The sequence below is a fragment of the Actinoplanes sp. ATCC 53533 genome (genome assembly GCF_003947245.1).
This window is the reverse complement of record NZ_QHHV01000123.1, coordinates 16730-35382: the sequence shown is the minus strand read 5'-3', so window position 1 is coordinate 35382 and position 18653 is coordinate 16730. Positions and strand designations below refer to the sequence as shown.

Annotated in this window: 17 protein-coding genes; 5 read left to right on the top strand and 12 right to left on the bottom strand. The window is 72.9% G+C overall.

Annotated features, from left to right (window positions below; translation table 11 throughout):
* Positions 1-3: 3 nt before the first annotated feature.
* From DMB66_RS34905 to DMB66_RS34875, 7 genes are all read right to left on the bottom strand, one after another.
* On the bottom strand, positions 4-951 hold the full coding sequence (locus DMB66_RS34905) for a phosphotransferase family protein (RefSeq protein WP_125808387.1): 948 nt from the start codon (positions 949-951) through the stop codon (positions 4-6).
* On the bottom strand, positions 948-2150 hold the full coding sequence (locus DMB66_RS34900; RefSeq protein WP_199752797.1) for an acyl-CoA dehydrogenase family protein: 1203 nt from the start codon (positions 2148-2150) through the stop codon (positions 948-950). The genes DMB66_RS34905 and DMB66_RS34900 overlap by 4 nt, the downstream gene beginning before the upstream one ends.
* Positions 2151-2163: 13 nt before the next feature.
* Positions 2164-3309, bottom strand: coding sequence for a thiolase family protein (locus DMB66_RS34895; RefSeq protein WP_199752796.1), 1146 nt, complete (start codon positions 3307-3309; stop codon positions 2164-2166).
* Positions 3309-3653, bottom strand: coding sequence for a Zn-ribbon domain-containing OB-fold protein (locus tag DMB66_RS34890; protein WP_125808385.1), 345 nt, complete (start codon positions 3651-3653; stop codon positions 3309-3311). Before DMB66_RS34890 ends, DMB66_RS34895 begins: the two co-directional genes overlap by 1 nt.
* A gap of 3 nt (positions 3654-3656) precedes the next feature.
* The gene (locus tag DMB66_RS34885; protein WP_125808384.1) at positions 3657-4445 is read right to left on the bottom strand and encodes an enoyl-CoA hydratase/isomerase family protein; all 789 of its coding nucleotides are present in this window, start codon (positions 4443-4445) and stop codon (positions 3657-3659) included.
* 16 nt (positions 4446-4461) lie between these two features.
* Complete coding sequence (locus DMB66_RS34880) at positions 4462-5682, bottom strand: acyl-CoA dehydrogenase family protein (protein WP_125808383.1); 1221 nt, start codon at positions 5680-5682, stop codon at positions 4462-4464.
* Positions 5683-5748: 66 nt separating this feature from the next.
* A complete protein-coding gene (locus DMB66_RS34875; protein WP_125808382.1) occupies positions 5749-6522 on the bottom strand; it encodes an SDR family NAD(P)-dependent oxidoreductase in 774 nt (257 codons plus the stop codon).
* A gap of 167 nt (positions 6523-6689) precedes the next feature.
* Between DMB66_RS34875 and DMB66_RS34870 the strand changes: the two genes are divergently transcribed.
* Positions 6690-7793, top strand: a complete 1104-nt coding sequence (locus DMB66_RS34870; RefSeq protein ID WP_233625055.1) for an NAD(P)-dependent alcohol dehydrogenase — start codon at positions 6690-6692, stop codon at positions 7791-7793.
* Between the two features lie 25 nt (positions 7794-7818).
* On the opposite strand, the gene DMB66_RS34865 is transcribed toward DMB66_RS34870, so the two are convergent.
* On the bottom strand, positions 7819-8985 hold the full coding sequence (locus DMB66_RS34865; protein WP_125808381.1) for a CdaR family transcriptional regulator: 1167 nt from the start codon (positions 8983-8985) through the stop codon (positions 7819-7821).
* A gap of 117 nt (positions 8986-9102) precedes the next feature.
* Between DMB66_RS34865 and DMB66_RS34860 the strand changes: the two genes are divergently transcribed.
* Together DMB66_RS34860 and DMB66_RS34855 are read left to right on the top strand one after the other, a co-directional pair.
* Complete coding sequence (locus DMB66_RS34860) at positions 9103-11361, top strand: aminotransferase class III-fold pyridoxal phosphate-dependent enzyme (protein WP_125808380.1); 2259 nt, start codon at positions 9103-9105, stop codon at positions 11359-11361.
* Positions 11362-11364: 3 nt separating this feature from the next.
* Complete coding sequence (locus tag DMB66_RS34855) at positions 11365-12954, top strand: FGGY-family carbohydrate kinase (protein WP_125808379.1); 1590 nt, start codon at positions 11365-11367, stop codon at positions 12952-12954.
* A gap of 107 nt (positions 12955-13061) precedes the next feature.
* Here DMB66_RS34855 and DMB66_RS34850 read toward each other — a convergent pair whose 3' ends face one another.
* Entirely contained in the window at positions 13062-13580 is a 519-nt protein-coding gene (locus DMB66_RS34850) for a MarR family transcriptional regulator (protein WP_125808378.1), read from the bottom strand.
* Between the two features lie 91 nt (positions 13581-13671).
* Here DMB66_RS34850 and DMB66_RS34845 point away from each other — a divergent pair, with 91 nt between their 5' ends.
* Together DMB66_RS34845 and DMB66_RS34840 are read left to right on the top strand one after the other, a co-directional pair.
* A complete protein-coding gene (locus DMB66_RS34845) occupies positions 13672-15141 on the top strand; it encodes an MFS transporter (protein WP_125808377.1) in 1470 nt (489 codons plus the stop codon).
* Positions 15142-15410: 269 nt separating this feature from the next.
* Positions 15411-15809: a response regulator gene (locus tag DMB66_RS34840; protein WP_233625054.1), complete on the top strand. Its 399-nt coding sequence runs from the start codon at positions 15411-15413 to the stop codon at positions 15807-15809.
* On the opposite strand, the gene DMB66_RS34835 is transcribed toward DMB66_RS34840, so the two are convergent.
* The 3 genes from DMB66_RS34835 to DMB66_RS34825 form a co-directional block, all read right to left on the bottom strand.
* On the bottom strand, positions 15787-16431 hold the full coding sequence (locus tag DMB66_RS34835; RefSeq protein ID WP_305026160.1) for a response regulator transcription factor: 645 nt from the start codon (positions 16429-16431) through the stop codon (positions 15787-15789). The genes DMB66_RS34840 and DMB66_RS34835 overlap by 23 nt on opposite strands.
* A 273-nt stretch (positions 16432-16704) precedes the next feature.
* The gene (locus DMB66_RS34830) at positions 16705-16962 is read right to left on the bottom strand and encodes a hypothetical protein (RefSeq protein ID WP_125808374.1); all 258 of its coding nucleotides are present in this window, start codon (positions 16960-16962) and stop codon (positions 16705-16707) included.
* 135 nt (positions 16963-17097) lie between these two features.
* The gene (locus tag DMB66_RS34825) at positions 17098-18591 is read right to left on the bottom strand and encodes a DUF4118 domain-containing protein (RefSeq protein WP_125808373.1); all 1494 of its coding nucleotides are present in this window, start codon (positions 18589-18591) and stop codon (positions 17098-17100) included.
* Between the last annotated feature and the right edge of the window lie 62 nt (positions 18592-18653).

The window sequence follows — 18653 nt, the reverse complement described above, 5'->3', positions numbered from 1 at the left end:
TCCTCACTCCAGTAGCTCGGCGGCGCTGCGGATCATCGCGGCGATGGTGGGCGGCAGCCGTTCCTGGTCCGGGTCGTGGATCCGGCCCTCGCGGTGGCGGCGCAGGTTGTGGCCCATGACGGCGGCCATCTTCATCCGGCAGAGCGCGCCGAACCAGGCGAACGCGGGCAGGGCCGCGGCGCCGTCCAGGTAGCCGGCCAGCAGGTCCGGCTCGGCCGGCAGGCCGGCGACCGGGCGGCCCAGCGCCGGGAAATTGCGGTGGTCGGCGAAGAGCAGGAACCAGCCGAGATCCGTACGCGGGTCGCCGACGCTCCAGATCTCCCAGTCCACGAGCGCAACCGCCTGCTCGCCGCGGCAGAGCATGTTGCCCAGCCGGAAGTCGCCGTGCACGAGCACGGGCGGGAGGCCGGCCGGCACGGCATCGGCCAGCCGGCGCAGCAATCGCTCGGACCCCGGCCGCAGCTCGTCGGGCACCGCGCGCATCGTGCGGCTCCACTGCGCCAATTCGGCGCTCGCGTCCCGGGGCGCCGGGGCGTCCAGCGCGAGGGTGGCCACGTCGAGGTCGTGCAGCCGGCGCAGCACCCGGGCGGCGCCCATCATGCGCGCCGCGGCCAGCGCGCCGGGCACGTCGTGCTCGTCCAGCACCGGCTCCACCGCCGCGCCGTCGACGAACTCCATCGCGAACCAGGCCGGCGGAGCCTCGTCGACCAGCACCACCCCGGGCACCGGCACCGGCGAGCCGGCCAGCGCGTTCAGCACCCGGGCCTGGCGCAGCATGTCGTTGCGCCCCACCGGCCGCTCCGCGGGTGGCACCGCCTTGATCACGAACCGGCGCTCCCCCACGGCGACCGTGTAGGTCAGCCCGGAGTGCCCTCCCGCCAACGTCCGCAGCGGCCCCACCGGCTGCCCCGGGAACGCGGCGTGCACCCGCCCGGCCAGCGATGCCGTCACCGGGACGGCTCCCGGGGCAGGCCGAGCACCCGTTCGGCGAGGATGTTCCGCTGGATCTCGTCGGTGCCGCCGGCGATCCGGTAGCCGGGCGCGCCCAGCAGATGCTCGGTCCAGGCGAAGGTCCCCCATTCCCCGGTGTCGGCCACGACCCGCGGGCCGAGCAGCCGCACCACCAGGTCGCCGGTGCGGCGCATGGTCTCCGTGGCGTAGAGCTTGCCCACCGACGCCTCGGCGCCCGGCTCTCGGCCGGCGACCAGCGCCGCGGTGACCCGCAGCCCGATCAGCCGCTGCACCAGCGCCCGCACGAACAGGTCGGCCGCCGCGTCCACCTCGCCCCCGGTGAGCGGGCGGGGCAGGTGCCGGGCGAGCGCGAGCGCGCGGTCGGCGTTGGCCAGTCCGAGGGAGCCGCTGTCCAGCCGCTCGGCGGCCAGCACGGTGAGGGTGACCCGCCAGCCCTCGCCGACCGGTCCGAGCCGGTCGGCGTCGGGCACGACCACGTCGTCCAGGTAGACCTCGTTGAAGCTGGCGCCGCCGGTCAGCTGCCGGATCGGCCGCACGCTGACCCCGGGCGCGTCCATCGGCACCAGGAACACCGTGATGCCGGCGTGCTTGCGCACCGCCGGATCGGTGCGGCAGACGGCGACTCCCCAGGAGGCCACCCGCGCCCCGGACGTCCACACCTTGTGTCCGTTGAGGACCCAGCGGTCGCCGTCGCGGACCGCCCGGGTGCGCACGGCCGCGAGGTCCGAGCCCGCCTCGGTCTCCGAGAAGAGCTGGCAGGCCAGCAGGTCGGTGCGCAGCATCGCCGGGATCCAGCGCTTCCGCTGCTCCGGCGTGCCCCAGATCCGTACGGCCGGCGCGACGAGCTGCTGGGTGACCGGGAAGATCTCGGTGCGCCGCGGCACGTCAAAGGCCGCCTCCTCGGCCCGGTAGAGCTGCTCGTAGTACGCCGGCAGGTCGCGCCCGCCGAACTCCGGCGCCCAGCCCAGGGCGCCCCAGCCGTGATCGAACCGGACCCGTTCCCACTCCCGGATCCGTTCGGTGTGCTCGCGCTCCTGCTGCTCGGTCCAGTTCTCGAAGACCGCGACCGAATCGTCGCCGGTCCCCCAGCCGTCGTCGGCCGGCCGGGCCCGGGCGACCGTGGCCAGCCAGGCGCGGGCCTTCGCCCGGAACTCCTCAGCTTCCATGTCACTCTTCACCGGGGTCGCTCCTTCAGCGGGACAGCACGGCGCAGGCGCTCACGCCGGGTGCGCCGTACACGTGGGTGAAGCCGACCCGCGGCCCGCCGGGGACCTGGCGGCCGGTCGCGTGGCCGCGGAGTTGCTGCACCACCTCGTAGACCTGGCGCAGGCCGGAGGCGCCGATCGGCTCGCCGTTCGCGATGCAGCCGCCGTCGGTGTTGACCGGCAGCGCGCCGCCGATCTCGGTGGCGCCGTCCGCGATCAGCTTCTCCTGCTCGCCGTCCGCGCAGAACCCGCACTCGGCCAGGTGCATGACCTCGGCGCCGCTCTCGGTGTCCTGCAGCTGGCAGACGTCGACGTCGGCCGGGGCGACCCCGGCCGCCTCGAAGGCCGCCGCCGCGGCGTCCCGGCTCACGCTGGTCAGCTCGCCGGCGGCGACCCACGGGCTGAACACCTCGAAGGAGCCGAACCGCCGGGACCGCACGACGGCCGCGCGCAGGGTCACCGGTACGCCCCGCAGCGCGCGGGCCGCCTCGGGCGAGCAGAGCACTACGGCCGCCGCGCCCTCGCCCGGTGAGCAGAACATGTACCGGGTCAGCGGGTCGCTGACCAGCCCGGAGGCGAGAATCTCGGCCGCGCTGACCGGCGTGCGCCGCCACGCCTGCGGATTGCGGCTGCCGTTGCGGTACGCCTTCTCCGCCACCAGCGCGAGGGTGCGGGCGCTGATCCCGTGGTCGTGCATGTAGCGCTGGATCTTCATGCCGAAGAACTGGGTGGTGACCATGAGCCCGTCCCGGCCGTACGCCTCGGCCAGGCCCCAGTCCGCCGGCAGCGGGTCGAAGGCGCCCCGCGGATGCTTGTCGAACCCGACCGCGAGCACGACGTCGGCCATGCCGGCGCGGATGGCGTTGACCGCGGACACCAGCGCGCTGCCGCCGGTGGCACAGCCGTTCTTGACGTTGACGAACGGCACGCCGGTGAGGCCCAGCTCCGCCACGAGCGTGTCGGCCAGGCCCGCGGCGTCGCTGCCACCGAACGCCGCGCCGACCCGCGACCACGGGATGCCCGCATCGGCCAGCGCCGAGCGCACCGCGTAGCCGGCATGCTCGCGCCCGGTCGTGTGCTCGGTGCGGCCGAACCGGGAGATGCCGGCGCCGACGATCAGCACGTCGCCCATCACGCCTCCCCGATCGGCGTTGCCCGCGGCACCCCGCCGGTGGCCTCGATCCGGACCGGCGCGCCGATCCGGATCGCGGGCAGGTCGGCCGCATCGAGGACGGCGGCGACCCGGATCCGCTCCGGCAACTCCACGTAGCCCACCGCGAACGGCCGGAACCCCTCCGGCGGCGGGACGTACGGCGGCGACTTGGGGGCGTACCGCTGCACCGTCCACGTCCACAGCGTGCCCACAGTGGACAGCGTGACCGGTGACGTGCCCCGACCGCAGCGCGGGCAGGCCCCGTCCGCCGGATAGACCGTCACCGCGCACCCCGCGCACCGCGCACCGACCAGCGCCACCATCGGTCAGCGACCCTTCCACTTGGGCTCGCGCTTCTCCAGGAACGACGCGACGCCCTCCGCGGCGTCCTCGGAATTGAGCGTCACGCCGACCGCGAGGTGCTCCATCACCATCAGCGACTGGATGTCCGCCTCCAGGCTCCGATCGATGGTCATCTTGGTGATCCGCATCTGGAACGGGCTCTTGTCGGTCAGGTGGCTGATGAACTCCTCCACCGTCGCGTCCAGCTCCGCGGCCGGCGCCGAGGAGTTGATCAGGCCAAAGTCGGTGGCCTCCACCCCGGACAGCAGCTTGCCGGTGAGCATCAGCTCCTTGGTCTTGCGGATGCCGATCATGCGCGGGACGCGGTAGATCGGGCCGGCGCCGCCGAACAGGGCGCGGCGGATGTGGAAGTCACCGATCTTCGCGTCGTCGTCCGCGATGGCGAAGTCGCAGGAGATCATCAGCTCGAAGCCGCCCGCGGTGACATACCCCTCCAGCACGGCGACCGACGGGGTGGCCATCGAGTACAGCCGGTCGCAGACCTTGGCCGAGACGACGGCGACGTCCATGGCCGTGCTGCTGCCGATGTAGTCGGCCTGCAACTCGTCCAGGTCGAAGCCGGAGCAGAACGTGCCGCCCCGGCCACGCAGCACCAGGACGCGCAGCTCGGGGTCGGCGTCGACCTCGGTGATGATCTCGTCGAGCCGCTTGAGGATGGGCAGGGTGACGCAGTTCTTCTTCCACGGGCGGTTGAGCCACACCCGGGCAACGTTGCCGTCGCGCTCGAACTGGATCTCGTCGGTCACGGTCACGAAAATTCCTCCTCTGTCAGCTGGTCAAGCCGAGCAATTCACCGAGCCGCGCCCGGTGCTCGTCGGGCGTGCCGAACAGCACCTCCGCCGAGCGCGCCCGGCGCAGGTACAGGTGTGCGGGGTGCTCCCAGGTGAAGCCGATGCCGCCGTGCAACTGGACGTATTCCGCCGCGGCCCGCCGATAGGTTTCGGAGCAGACCACCTGCGCCACGCCGGCCGCCACGGCGAGTTCGCCCGGCAGCCCGGCGACTTCGTTGGGCGAACCGGCGACTGCGTCCGGCAGCCCGGCGACTTTGTTGGGCGTACCGGCGACTGCGTCCGGCGGCCTGGCGACTTTGTTGGGCGTACCGGTGACGCAGGCCGCCGCGTGGGCCGCCGCCGACCGGGCCGCCTCGATCTCCACCAGCAGGTCGGCCAGCCGGTGCTTGACCGCCTGGAACGAGCCGATCGGCCGGCCGAACTGGTGGCGCTGCGCCACGTACGCGACCGTGGCGTCGAGCGCGTGGGCGCTGCCGCCGACCTGCTCGGCGGCGAGCGCGGCCCGGCCGATGTCGAGGACCCGCGCCACCACCGCGGTGGCGTCGCGCGCGGCGATCGGGGTCAACGGGGTCTGCCGCAGGGTCACCAGGGCCTGCGGCCGGGTGCCGTCCAGGACCGGCCGAGCCCGCCGGGTCAGGCCGGGCGCGCCGGCCTCGCAGGCGAACAGGCCCGTCCCGGCGCCGGTCCGCGCCGCGAGCAGCAGCACGTCGGCGCCGGCACCGTCCAGGACGAAGTCGGCGTGGCCGTCGCCGACCCAACCGCCGGCCTCCCGGGTGGCGGTCAGGTCACTGTGGTCGTCATAGCCGGCCACGGTCGCCGTACGGCTGCCCGCGGCGATGGCCGGCAGGTAGCGGTGGCAGGCCGCCCGGTCGTCGCTGAGCAGCAGGGTGTAGCCGGCGAGCACCACCGTCGACAGCAGCGGCCCGCACGCCAGGACCCGGCCGGCCTCCTCCAGGACCACCGCGAGCTCGGCGAAGGAGAAGCCGGAGCCGCCGTACTCCTCGGGGATCGCCAGGCCCTGGGCGCCGATCTCGCCGGCCAGCCGCGACCACAACGCCTCGTCGAACCCGCGCGGGGCGGATATGTGCTCGCGGACGTCGTCCGGGCCGGACGTGGCGGCGAAGAAGTCGCGCAGCACGCCCCGGAGCTGCGCCTGCTCCTCGGTCTCGCCGAGCGCCGTGGGGTCGACATCGCGCATCACGGCCTCCTGCCTTAATTGAACTCAGTTCAGTGACGGTAACCGACCGGGCGGCGTCGAGCAAGGTCAGACCGTGAAGCGCCCGCCATTGGCGAGCAGCACCGCGCCGACGAGGTTGGCGGCGCCGGCGCCGGCCAGGAAGATCGCGATGTCGGCGATCTCCTCCGGCGACGCGTACGGGCGCACCCGGCCGTCCGACATCGAGTGCCGCAGCGGCTCCGGCGTCCTGGCGGCCATGCCGGTGTCGGTGGGCCCCGGTGCCACCACGTTGACGCGCACCCCGAAGGCGATGGCCTCCTTGGCCACCGACTGGCTGAGCGCGTGCACCCCGGCCTTGGCCGCGGCGTAGTGGGCGTAGCCGACGGGGGCGTCGAACGACGCGGACGAGCCGATGACGACGATCGCGCCGGCGCGGGCCGGCGTCATCACCCGCACCGCGGCACGCAGGACGTGGAACGTGCCGTCCAGGTTGACCGACAGGACGCGGCGCCAGGCGGCGTCGCCGAGGGCCGCGACGGCCTGCGGCGGCTCCCCGGCGACCAGCGCGTCCGCGAGCACTTGCTTGGCCGCCGGGTCGTCCACCCCCGCGGCGTGCACCACGACGTCCAGGCGCCCGTGGTCACGAACCACCTTCGCGACCGCCCGCTCGACCTGCCCGGCGTCCGCGACGTCCAAGGTCGCCGGGGTGACGCCGGGCAGCTCCGCCGCCACCGCCTCGACGGCGGCCGGGTTCACATCGGCCGCGACGACCACGGCGCCCTGGCCCGACAGCCGTCGCGCGACTGCAGCACCGATCCCCGAACCCGCGCCCGTGACGAACGCGACCTGCCCCTGTCCCATGACCCGCACCTCGTTCCTGAACTGATATCAGTTTGCTACTGTGTCGGCATGCCGGTGTCAACCCCCCGCGATGCGGGCGCCGCAGTGTGGCACCGTGGCGCGGCATCGTGATGCGGGCATTCCGCCTGCCTGGCCCCGACCCTGGTCCCGGCCCCGACCCCAACCCCGTGCTCAGCCCCGACCCCGGGCTCGGCCCCGTGCTCAGCCCCGACCCCGGGCTCGGTCTCGGTCTCGGCCCCGGGCTCGGGCTCGCGCCCGCGTTCGCCGAGCTCGACCGGCCGGTGCCGCGCGGCGCCGAGGTGCTCGTCCGGGTGACCGCCGCCGGGCTGTGCCACTCCGACCTGCACGTCATCGACGCGGGTGGGATGGGTTTCCCGACGCCGTTCACCCTCGGGCACGAGGTCGCCGGCCGGGTGGCGGAGCTGGGGCCGGACGCCACCGGGGCCGCGCCGGGCGACCCGGTGGCCGTATACGGGCCGTGGGGCTGCGGCCGGTGCCCGCGCTGCCTGGCCGGCCGAGACAACTACTGCGACCGGCGCGCGGAGCTGTCCTGGGCCGGCCTGGGACTCGGCCGCGACGGCGGCATGGCGGACTTCGTGCTGGTGCCGTCGGCCCGGCACCTGGTGCCGATCGGCGACCTCGATCCCGCTCAGGCCGCGCCCCTGACCGACGCCGGCCTGACGCCCTATCACGCCGTCCAGCGCTGCCGGGCCGCGCTGGTCGAGGGCAGCACGGTGGCTGTCATCGGGGTCGGCGGCCTCGGGCACCTGGCCGTGCAACTGCTGCGCGCGCTGACGCCCAGCCAAGTGATCGCCGTGGACGTGCGGGAGGAGGCGCTAGCGCTCGCCGCCAAGTGCGGGGCCCACGTGAGCCTGCCCGCTGCGGCGGACACCCCCCGCCGGGTGCGCACGGCCAGCGGCGGGCCGGGCGCGGACGTCGTGCTCGACTTCGTGGGCACCGACGCGACGCTGGAGCTGGCCGCGCGGAGCCTGCGCGCCGACGGCGACCTCGTGGTGGTCGGCAGCGGCGGCGGGCAGTTGACCGTCCGCAAGCCGAGCGCGCTGCCGGCCGGTGCCCGGGTGTCGCTGCCGTTCTGGGGCTCCCGGGACGAGCTCGCCGAGGTGGTGGCCCTCGCCCGGGCCGGGACGCTACGGGTCGAGGTCGAGCGCTTCCCGCTCTCCGCCGCCCCGGAGGCGATCGCCCGGCTGCGCGCCGGAACCCTGCCTGCCCGGGCCGTCCTGATCCCCGACGGCGCTGATCAACGGGCGTAGGGAAGATCAGCCGAGGCAGTGCGGCCTATGTCGCGGGGGTGGCCGGGATGGCGCGGAAGGCCAGGACCAGCAGCAGCTCGAAGCGGATCGCCGGGTCGTCCAGGTCGTCGCCGAGCACCTCGCGCAGGTGCTTGAGGCGGTAGCTCACCGTCTGCGGGTGCACGAAGAGGTCCGCGGACACCTCCGCGCGCGAACCCCAGTGCAGCAGCCAGCTGTGCAGCGTCTCCAGCAGGCGTTCGCGCTGGGTGGCCCGGACCGTGGCGAGCGGCGCCAGCCGCCGGATGGAGAGCACGGCCAGCGCGCCCGGCTCGCCCCGCAGCGCCAGCGTCACCAGGTGGTCGTCGGCGAAGACCGGGACCGTGTCGGGCCGGACCAGTTCACCCGCCAGTTCGGCCAGGCGGACCCCCTCCGGCACCTGCGCCCAGCCCAGCGCCGGGCCGACCACCGCACCCCGGGCGTGCAGGGCGGCGGTGAGCTGCGAGCGGGCGGCGCGGGGTCCGGAACGCAGCAGCAGGACGGCGTCGCGGACCCGCTCGATCACCACGCCGTCGGCGCCGTACCGGAAGCGGGCGTCGCGGGCCTGGTCCAGGGGCAGCAGGACGGGCACCACGGTGTCGAGGGCCCGCCAGCCGATGCCGGCCGCGGCCGCCGCGACCACCGCCTCCGGCGCGCTGCCGCGCAGCAGCAGCTCCGCGAGCTGGCGCCGGCGGCGGTCGCCCTCGCCGGCCTGCTCGCGCAGCTGCCGGGCGAAGCCGTCCGTGCTCGCGGCGGTCAGTTCGTCCACGTACGCGTTGATCGCGTCGGAGAGGTCGATCAGCTCGGCGGTGTCCACCGGGCGCAGCACGGCCAGCGCCTCGCAGGCCTTGCGGAGCATCACCCGCGACGCCATCCGGAAGGCCGCCAGCAGCGTCTCAGGGCCGCGGTCCTCGCGGGCCTCGGCCGCGCCCAGGCCCACGAAGACCTCCCGTGAGCTGGGCGGCAGCGCGGGATCGTCGGTGCCGACCAGCTCCAGGAAGCGGGACAGGGCCACCGTCACCGCCGTGCGCAGGTCGCGGGCGAACTTGGCGTTTCCGCTCTCGGCGAAGGCCGGCATCGCCTCGGTGAGCGCCTGAGCGACCTCGTGCACGGTGGCCGGCAGGTGCGGCCGCATCGCCGCGGACAGGTCCGGGGAGAGCTTCCGCCAGGGAGTCATGCCCGATCTTGTCACGACGTGATAAAAAATGCCCTCGTTCTCGGTGACCGAACCCCGAAGATTTCGCACCCGGTCGGCGCGACGATGGAGGGGTCACCTGAGCAGAGGAGAACTGTCGTGGAGCACCGCCTCTCCCGCCAGCACGTCGTGGACATGTGCCGGACCATGCTGGACCGCGGCTACCTCAAGGCGACCGAGGGGAACATCTCGGTCCGGATCCCCGGCCGCCGGCTCTACGCCGTCACTCCGAGCAACTACGACTACGACAAGATGCGGGTCGAGGACATCTGCATCGTCGACTTCGAGGGCAAGCACGTCCCCGAGGAGGGCGGCACCAACCTGCCGCCGTCGATCGAGTGTGGAATGCACGCCAACATCTACCGCGAGCGGCCGGACGTCAACGCCATCGTGCACACCCACCAGCCGTACGCGTCGGCCCTGGCCTTTCTCCGCAAGGAGATCCCGGCGCTGACCGACGAGCAGGTGCGCTTCCTCGGCAAGCAGGTGTCGATCATCCCGTACGCGCCGTCGGGCACCGGGTTCCTCGCCAAGAACGTGCAGAAGAAGGTGGCGAGCGGCGACAACGCGTTCATCATCGCCAACCACGGCATCATCGCGCTGGGCACCGACCCCGACCGCGCGGTCTTCTCGATGGCGCTGCTGGAGAAGGTGTCGCTGGCGTACCTGCTGGCCCTGGCCACCGAGAGCGGCAAGGTCTACACCATCCCGGCGGCGATCCGGGAGATCGCCTTCACCAAGCTGCGCAAGGACCAGAAGCGGATCGCCGCGCAGATCACCGAGTCCGTGCCGCCGGTGCGGGTCGCCGCGGCCGAGGAGCTGCCCAGCGCCGACGCGAAGGCCGCCGAGGTCGCCAAGGCCGGCGCGCCCGCACCCGAGCTGGTCGAGGCCCCCGGCGGCGAGGCGGCCCAGCTCGGGTACGCGATCAGCGAGTACCTCGACGTCGACGACACCATGCGCCGGCTCAAGGCGCTGGTCGCCCAGCCCATCCGCGGGCTGCGGCACGACGCGCTCCTCGACGTCCTGAGCTACTTCGACACCAAGTGCCGGGCCAGCAAGGAGATCACCGACCGGGCGAAGCTCCGCATTCCCGGCGGCGTGCAGCACAACCTGGCCTTCAACTACCCGTTCCCGCTGGCCGTCGACCGGGCCGAGGGCGCCTACCTGACCGACCGGGACGGCAACACCTACATCGACTTCCTGCAGGCCGGCGGCCCGACGATCCTGGGCAGCAACTACGGCCCGGTCAACGAGCAGGTCGCGGACGTGATCCGGGCGTCCGGCCCGGTGACGGGTCTGTTCCACGAGTACGAGCTCAAGCTCGCCGAGATCATCCACAAGTACATGCCGCACATCGAGATGTACCGGTCGCTGGGCTCGGGCACCGAGGCCGTGATGGCCGCGGTCCGGGGCGCGCGCGCCTTCACCGGCAACAAGATGGTGATCAAGGTCGGCGGCGCCTACCACGGCTGGTCCGACACGATGGTCTACGGCCTGCGGGTGCCCGGCACCTACCGGATGAACTCCAAGGGCATCCCGTTCGGCGCCACCAACAGCACCCGCGAGGCGTTCCCGCACGACCTCGGGCAGCTCAAGCGCAAGCTCATCGAGAACAAGGCCCGCGGCGGCACGGCCGCGATCATCGTCGAGCCGGTCGGCCCCGAGTCCGGTACGCGCCCGGTGCCGCGCGACTTCAACGCCAAGGTCCGGCAGCTGTGCGACGAGTTCGGCGCGCTGCTCATCTTCGACGAGGTGGTCACCGGGTTCCGGCTCGGGCTGGGCGGCGCGGCCGGCTACTTCGGGGTCAAGCCCGACCTGACCGTGCTCGGCAAGGCCGTCTCCGGCGGATATCCGATGGCCGGCGGGGTCGGCGGCCGGGCCGACATCATGGCGAGCTTCGGCTCCGGGCTCGACGGCAAGAGCGGCGCGCACATCCAGGTCGGCGGGACGCTCTCGGCGAACCCGCTGTCCTGCGCGGCCGGCTACTTCGCGATCGAGGAGATGGCCCGCACCAACGCGCCGGTCATCGCCGGCCGCGCCGGCGACCGGCTCACCCGGGGACTGCAGCGGCTCATCGACAAGTACGGCCTGCCGTACGTCGCCTACAACCAGGGCTCGATCGTCCACCTGGAATGCAGTGGTGTCATGCTGCTCGACATGCACAACCCGCTCAAGCTCCTGAAGGAGAACAAGCCCCGCAAGAAGCTGATGGAGCAGATGGGCGCGGCGTACGCGGCCCACGGCGTCATCACGCTGGCCGGGTCGCGGATGTACACCTCGATGGCCGACACCGACGAGGTCATCGACGACGCGCTCGCCCGCTTCGACCGGGTGTTCGCGCTGGTCGAGGGAGTCTGATCGGTGGCACCGGCGCCACAGATCCTCGCGATCGATCTCGGCACCTCGGGGATGAAGGCCGCCCTGGTCGCGGCCGACGGCACGATCACCGGCTGGGCCGAGCGGGCGGTGCCGCTGCGGGTGCTGCCGGGCGGCGGCGCCGAGCAGGATCCGGTCGAGTGGTGGAAGGCGCTGGCCGAGGTCGTCGCGGACCTCGGCCGCTGCCACCCCGAGCACCTGCGGGCGGTCACCACCGTGTGCGCCTCCACCCAGGGCGAGGGCACGATCGCCGTGGACGCCGACGGTGAGCCGCTGACCGCGTGCATCAGCTGGCTGGACATGCGCGGGGCAGCCAACCTGCGCCGGCAGTTCGGCGGCTTCCCGGCGTACGATGGATTGTCGGTCCGCCGCATCGCCCGCTGGCTGCGGCTCACCGGCGGCATGCCGTCGGTGGCCGGTAAGGACCCGGCGTCGCACATGCTGTTGGTCCGCGACGCGATGCCGGAGGTGTACGAGCGCACCGCCTCGTTCCTCAACGTGCTCGACTGGATCAACCTCAAGCTGACCGGCCGCACGGTGGCCACCGTGGACTCGATCTTCACCTCGTGGGTCACCGACAACCGGCGGCCCGGCAACATCCGCTACTCCCCGGCGCTGGTCGCCGACTGCGGCATCGACCCCGGCAAGCTGCCGCCGATCGTCGCGTGCACCGAGGTGATCGGCACGCTGTCGCCGAGCGCCGCGGCGCACCTGGGGCTGCCGGAGTCCGTCCAGGTGGTGGCGGGCGCCATCGACAACACCGCGGCGGCCGTCGGCGCCGGCACCACCGGCGACAACCAACCGCACCTGTACCTGGGCACCTCCTCGTGGATCGCCGCGCACGTGCCGCGCAAGAAGACCGACGTCTTCGCCCAGATCGCGGCGCTGCCCTGCGCCGTGCCGGACCGCTACCTGATGACCGCCCTGCAGGCCACCGCGGGCGCCAACCTGACCTGGCTGCGCGACAAGATCGTGGAGTACGACGACCCGCTGATCGGCGCCGGTCATCTGCTGAGCCGCGACGAGGGCACCATCTTCGACGCCTTCGACCAGATCATCCCGACCGTGCCGGCCGGCTCCAACGGCGTGGTCTACACGCCCTGGCTGTACGGCGAGCGCGCGCCGGTCGACGACCCGAACCTGCGGGCGGGCTTCCTGAACATCTCGCTCGACACCAACCGCTCGGACCTGCTGCGGGCGGTCTTCGAGGGCGTCGCGCTCAACACCCGCTGGCTGACCGGTGCCGTCGACCGGTTCCTGGGCGCGCCGGTCACCTCGATGGTGATCACGGGTGGCGGCGCCCAGTCCGACTCGTGGTGCCAGATCTTCGCCGACGTCCTCGGCATCGAGATCCGCCGCGATGCCCAGCCGGTGGCGGTCAACGCCCGCGGTGCGGGCTGGATCGGCGCGGTGGGCGCGGGAATGATCTCCTTCGCCGAGATCCCCGGCCTGATGCGCAACGACTACGTCTTCGAACCGACGGCCGCCCACCGCGCGACATACGACGAACTGTTCGATGTGTACCGGATTCTGCACAAGCGCCTGGCCCCGGTCTATCGGCGGCTCAACCGCTGACCACGCTCCCCCGCTTCCCCGGGCGGGTGCCGGCTGATCTCGATAAGCCGAGCGACAAGCTCTGCGGGCTAGGTCGGTGGGCTAGGTCGGTGGGCTAGGTCGGTGGGCTAGGTCGGTGGGTGCCGGGACGGGGTTGGCGGGCGTGTCTTGGTCAGGTCGTCCTTGATGGTGGTGAGCAGGGTGAGGGCCGCGTCGAGGTGGGTGGTGTCGTGTCCGGCGGCCTCGCTGACGGCGGTTGCCCATTCGTGTCTTACCAGGGCGTAGTTGCTGCGCCCCTGTTCGGTCGGGCTGACCGTGACTCCGCGGCGGTCGTTCGGGTTGGCCTGTCGCTGGATGAGGCCCTTGTGTTCGAGCTGGCGCAGCGTCGCGGAGAGGTTGGTGCGCTGCATGCCGATGGCGGTGGCGATCTGGCTGGGGGCGGCAGGTTCGCTCTGGAGCAGGTAGCGCATCACCATGCCCTCGGGTTGGGTGAGGTGGAGGGCATGTTCGTCGGTGTAGCCGCGGTGCTGAATCTCCCGGCTGATGATCAGTGCCAGGTCGGCGAGGTCTGCCCAGCGCCCCTCCTCGGCTGATCTGAGGGCGCGCGCCGTTCGCGGATCGCGCCTCGGTGTTGGGTTCCGCGTCACACCGCCAGCCTAGATGGTTGCCCGGCCATAATTATCGACGCACACTGATTATGTCGAGATAGTTATCTACTCATAATCAGTTGGAGGAGAAATGGCCGTCACTCTTCCGTCGCGGCAAGCCGCGCCGACCTCACCGCGTGCCGTCTCGCTGTCCGGTGGGCTGCACCCGATAGGGGTGTTCCTCCTGCTCGCCGGCGCGTTCCTGCCGATCATGGACTTCTTCATCACCAACGTCGCGCTGCCGAGCATCGACGCCTCGCTGCATGCCTCGGCGTCCGAGCTGGAGCTGGTGATCGCCGGCTACGGCGTCGCGTATGCGGCTCTGCTGGTCCTGGGTGGCCGACTGGGTGACCGCTACGGTCGCCACCGCCTGTTCCTGGCAGCGCTCATCGGCTTCATCGTGGCCTCGGCGGTCTGTGGCTTCGCGCCCACCGTGGGAATCCTGATCGCTGCCCGCATCGCGCAGGGCACGGCCGCCGCGCTGCTCATTCCGCAGGTGCTGGCGACCTTCCACCACACCCTGGAGCACGAGCGCAAAGCACGCGCGCTGGCCCTGTACGGCGCGACCTCGGGCATCGCCGCGGTCGTCGGGCAACTGGTGGGTGGCCTGCTGATCAGCGCCGACATCGCCGGCACCTCCTGGCGGCCGATCTTCCTGGTCAACGTGCCCATCGGCCTGGTCGTGCTGCTGGTGGCGGCCCGGATCGTGCCCGACACTCGCTCGGATCACCCGGTCGGCGTCGACCTACCCGGCACCGCGCTGTTCGCCGCCACCCTCACCGCCCTGCTGGTTCCGCTCACCGAAGGCCACTCGCTGGGCTGGCCATGGTGGACCTGGGCCATGATCGCCCTCGCGGTCGTGCTCGGTGCCGTCACCTTCGTGGTGGAGCGGCGCGCCGAGCAACGCGGCGAGATACCGTTGCTGCCGCCGTCGCTGCTGCGTCTGCCGTCGATGTCGCGCGGCCTGGCGATGGTGTTCGCGTACAGCATCGGTTTCGGCGCGTTCATGTTTGTCTTCGCCTTGACCGTCCAGGACGGCCTGCACGCCGACGCCCTGCACGGTGGCCTGGCCATCCTGCCGATGGCGGTGCTGTTCTTCCTCGGCTCCGTGTTCGCACCACGGCTGATCGGCCGGTTCGGCCGGGCGGCGCTGTCGGTCGGCGCGGTCATCCAGCTCGCCGGGCTGGCCGCGCTGGTCGCGGTCCTGGTGACGGAGTGGCCACAGGTCAGCCTGTGGGCCATGGCCTTACCCCTCGCGCTGGCCGGCGCCGGACAGTCGATGCTGTTCGCCGGACTGTTCCGCAGCGTGTTGGCCGATGTCCCGATCCACCTCGGCGGCGTCGGCAGCGGGGTGCTGATCACCCTGCAACAGAGCGGCCTCGCACTCGGCGTGGCCACCCTCGGAACCCTCTACCTGGCCCTGGAGCCGCACAACACGGCGGACGCCTTCGCCACCGTCGAAGCCGTGCAGCTGGGCATCATCGCCCTGCTCGCCATCGGCGTCGCGGCCCTGCCTCGTTTCACCACGGTCGGTGCCAGCGCACCGGTCCTCGACACCTGAGCGGCGACGACATTCGCCGGAGCGACATCCGCGCCGCGTCGATCCCGCTCGCGCCGGGCGACGCCTGCCGCGCCGAGCAGCCGCGGGCCGGCCAGCGGGTGTCGCGGAGGCATCGGCGGACGCGGGCTGTCCGGCGGCGACCTCCCTCCGCCGCACCGGCGGCATCCCTGCTAGGCCGGAATGCGGACGGACCGTCCCAGCTGGCACGCTCGGCGGCATCCCTGCTAGCCGGAATGCGGGCGGACCGTCCCGGCTGGCACGCTTGGTGGGTGACCGTGCGTTGCCTGCTGGTGGACGACAACCTCCACTTCCTCACCGCTGCCCGGGTCCTGCTCGAGCGTGAGGGCGTCGCCGTCGTCGGCACGGCCACGGCTGCCGCCGATGCCCTGCACCAGGCCGCCGATCTGCGTCCTGACGTCACCCTCGTGGATATCGGCCTCGGCGACGAGAGCGGTTTCGACCTCGCCCGGCAGCTTGCCGCCGGGTCCGACCCGGCCCCGGTGATCATGATCTCGACGCACGCCCAGGACGACTACGCCACGCTGCTGGCGACCAGCCCCGCACTCGGGTTCATCTCCAAGATCACGTTGTCCGCCCGGGCGATCCACGACGTGCTCGCCGGCGGCGGCCCGGCCGCCCCGCCGGTCAGCGAGCCTCGAGGAAGGTGAGCACCGCGAGAACGCGCCGGTGATGGTCGTCGGTCTCCGGCAGCTCCAGTTTGGCCAGGATGCTCCGGACGTGCTTCTCCACGGTGCCCTCGGTGATCCAGAGCCGCCGCCCGATCCCGGCGTTGGAATGTCCCTCGGCCATCTGCGCCAACACGTCCCGCTCGCGCGGGCTCAACGCGGCGAGCGGGTCGTTGCGGTGCCGCGCGCTCACCAGCTCCTGCACCAGTGCGGGGTCGACCGCCGAGCCGCCCCGGGCGATGCGCCGGAGCGTGTCGATGAAATCGGCCACGTCGGTGACCCGGCTCTTCAGCAGATACCCGATCCCCCGGCCGCCGGCCAGCAACTCCATCGCGTGCTCGACGTCGGCGAACGCGGAGAGCACGAGGATCCCCGTCGCGGGCAGCTCCCGGCGGATCTCCCGGGCCGCCTCCAGGCCCTCCACGCTGTGCCCGGGCGGCATCCGGACGTCGACGACCACGACGTCCGGACGCGTCTCGCGGGTCAGATCGAGCAGCCGCACCCCGTCGCCGGCCTGCCCGACCACGCGCAGGCCGGCCCGTTCCAGCAGGCTCGCCACGCCCTCCCGGAGGAGGACGTCATCCTCCGCCAGCACCACCCGCAGCTCGCTCATCGGCCGACCGTCCCATCCCGCCTCGACAGCGGGACCATTATCGGTCGGCCGGCTGTGATCGGCTCAGCGCGCGATCGGGCGATCCCGGCGGAACGAACGTCCGGCCATGCGGCCAGCGGCCATCTCCGCTACCCGCTTGCCGCCGCCCCGACCTGACGAACGTCCGGCCAAGCGGCCAACGGCCATCTCCGCTACCCGCTTGCCGCCACCCCCGACCTGACCAACGTCCGGCCAAGCGGCCAACGGCCACTACGGCCATCTCCGCTACCCGCTTGCCGCCGCTCCCGACCTGTGCCACCGGCGCAGGCCCAGCCATCGATAGGGCCGGTGCTCCGGGTTCGGTGCTGCCCGGCCGGCGGACAGCCCGGCGCGGGTGGACGGCGCCAACGCCTCGGCCATCGCGACGATGGGCCCGCTCGCCCAGTCGAAGGTGGGCACTGCCAGCCGTTCGATCAGCTCGTGCCGCCGCTGGGGATTGCGCACGCTGTCGACCTGGGTTTTCTCGTCGTCGGGCAGGTTCATGATGCGCTCCCTCGCTCCGCGGCTGTGCCGGGCGGATGGCCCACTACCACCGTGAGCCTGCCCCGGAACGCACCTCCCGGCATCCCTGCTAGCGGGAATCCGGACCGGTGGCTAGCGGGGATCCGCCGGAGCGGATCAGCCCGGGCCGGCCTCCGCGCGCAGCGGAAACTCCACCCGCACGGTCGTGCCCACGCCGCTCGGGCTGTCCAGCGAGAGGTGGCCGCCGAGCGCCTCCGCCCGGTCCCTCAGGCCGACGAGGCCGCCGCCGTCATGGAAGCCGGCCCCGCCCACGCCGTCGTCGCGGACGGTGACGACCAGGGTGTCGCCGGCCGCCTCGATCGCGACTGTGACTCCGGCCGCCCGGGCGTGCTTGGCCGCGTTGGTGACGGCCTCGGCGACGACGTAGTAGGCGCTGACCTCCACTCGCTCGGGGACCTCGTCGTCGATCCGCGCCACCAGGTCGACCGGGATCGGGCAGCGGCGGGCGAGGCCTTTGACCGCGGCGGTGAGACCGCCCTGGGTCAGGACGGCCGGGTGGATGCCGCGGGCCATCTCGCGTAGCTCGGTCACGGCGTCGGTCAGTCCGGTTGCGACCCCGTCCAGCTCGGCGGCGAGGCCGGCCAGTTCCGGCGGCACCGCCGCCTGGGCCGCGCGCAGTTGCAAGGCCAGCGACACCAGGCGTTGCTGGGCGCCGTCGTGCAGGTCGCGCTCGATGCGCCGGCGCGTCTGGTCGACGGCCGCGACGATGCGGGCGCGGGAGGCGGTCAGCTGGGCACGGGCGTCGGCGTTCTCGACGGCGATCGCGACGAGCTCGGTGAAGCCGGTGATCTTGGCTTCGGTGTCCGCCGGGAAGGGCCGGTCGGATTTCGTGGCGGCGGCGATCACGCCCCAGATGCGGCGGTCCACCACGATCGGGCAGCCGACCTCGGAGCGGATGCCGAGCGCGCGTGCTTCCTCGGCGACCGCGCCGCCGGAGCCGGCGAAGGTGTCGATGCGGATCGGTCCGCCGGACGCCCGGACGTCGTGGGCCACGCCGGGCCCGTCGAGGGGAAACCGGCTGCCGACCGCGAGGCCGGCCGCCGCCCGGCTCCACGCGGCGACGCCGGTCGCCGTGCCGTCCGGCTCGTAGCGTTCCATCCGGGCGAGGTCGGCGCCGCAGTGCAGGCCGACCTCGCGGGTGACCGCCTCGAAGACGGCCTGGGCCGCGGGTCCCTGCGCCACCAGGGTCGCGACCCGGCGCAGCGCCGATTGTTCGGCGGACAGCCGGGCCCAGTCGAGTGCCGCCGTGCGCAGTCGGTCGGCGAGGGAACCGGCCACCACCGCGGTGGCCAGGAAGACGCCCGGGCCGATCAGTTCGTGCCGGTCGCCGACCGCGAACGAGGCCTCCGGCGGGACGAACAGGTACGCGTACACCGTCGTGCTCAGGACCGAGACCAGAGCCGCCGGCCCGGCGCCCCACAGCGCCGCGACCGCGAGCACGGGAAGCAGGTAGAGCGCCAGCAGGTGCAGCGGCGCGACGCGGGGCTCCAGCAGCGCGATCAGGCCGGTGACGGCAGCCACCATCAGCACGCCGGCGGCCGTCCGGCCCGACCAGCGCACGATGGGCGCGGTCCGCCGGCGCCGTGTCATCGCGGTTTCCCCTGCCGTCCGCAGCTGCAAGGTCCACTCCAGTATTGAGCGGACTACCAGCT

What these genes read in the sequence shown, in the direction of transcription:
- DMB66_RS34890 (WP_125808385.1), bottom strand. Translation starts at nt 3,653, where the DNA reads ATGGTGGCGCTGGTCGGTGCGCGGTGCGCGGGGTGCGCGGTGACGGTC.
- DMB66_RS34880 (WP_125808383.1), bottom strand. Translation starts at nt 5,682, where the DNA reads ATGCGCGATGTCGACCCCACGGCGCTCGGCGAGACCGAGGAGCAGGCG.
- DMB66_RS34865 (WP_125808381.1), bottom strand. Translation starts at nt 8,985, where the DNA reads ATGACTCCCTGGCGGAAGCTCTCCCCGGACCTGTCCGCGGCGATGCGG.
- DMB66_RS34895 (WP_199752796.1), bottom strand. Translation starts at nt 3,309, where the DNA reads ATGGGCGACGTGCTGATCGTCGGCGCCGGCATCTCCCGGTTCGGCCGC.
- DMB66_RS34830 (WP_125808374.1), bottom strand. Translation starts at nt 16,962, where the DNA reads ATGAACCTGCCCGACGACGAGAAAACCCAGGTCGACAGCGTGCGCAAT.
- DMB66_RS34845 (WP_125808377.1), top strand. Translation starts at nt 13,672, where the DNA reads ATGGCCGTCACTCTTCCGTCGCGGCAAGCCGCGCCGACCTCACCGCGT.
- DMB66_RS34875 (WP_125808382.1), bottom strand. Translation starts at nt 6,522, where the DNA reads ATGGGACAGGGGCAGGTCGCGTTCGTCACGGGCGCGGGTTCGGGGATC.
- DMB66_RS34825 (WP_125808373.1), bottom strand. Translation starts at nt 18,591, where the DNA reads ATGACACGGCGCCGGCGGACCGCGCCCATCGTGCGCTGGTCGGGCCGG.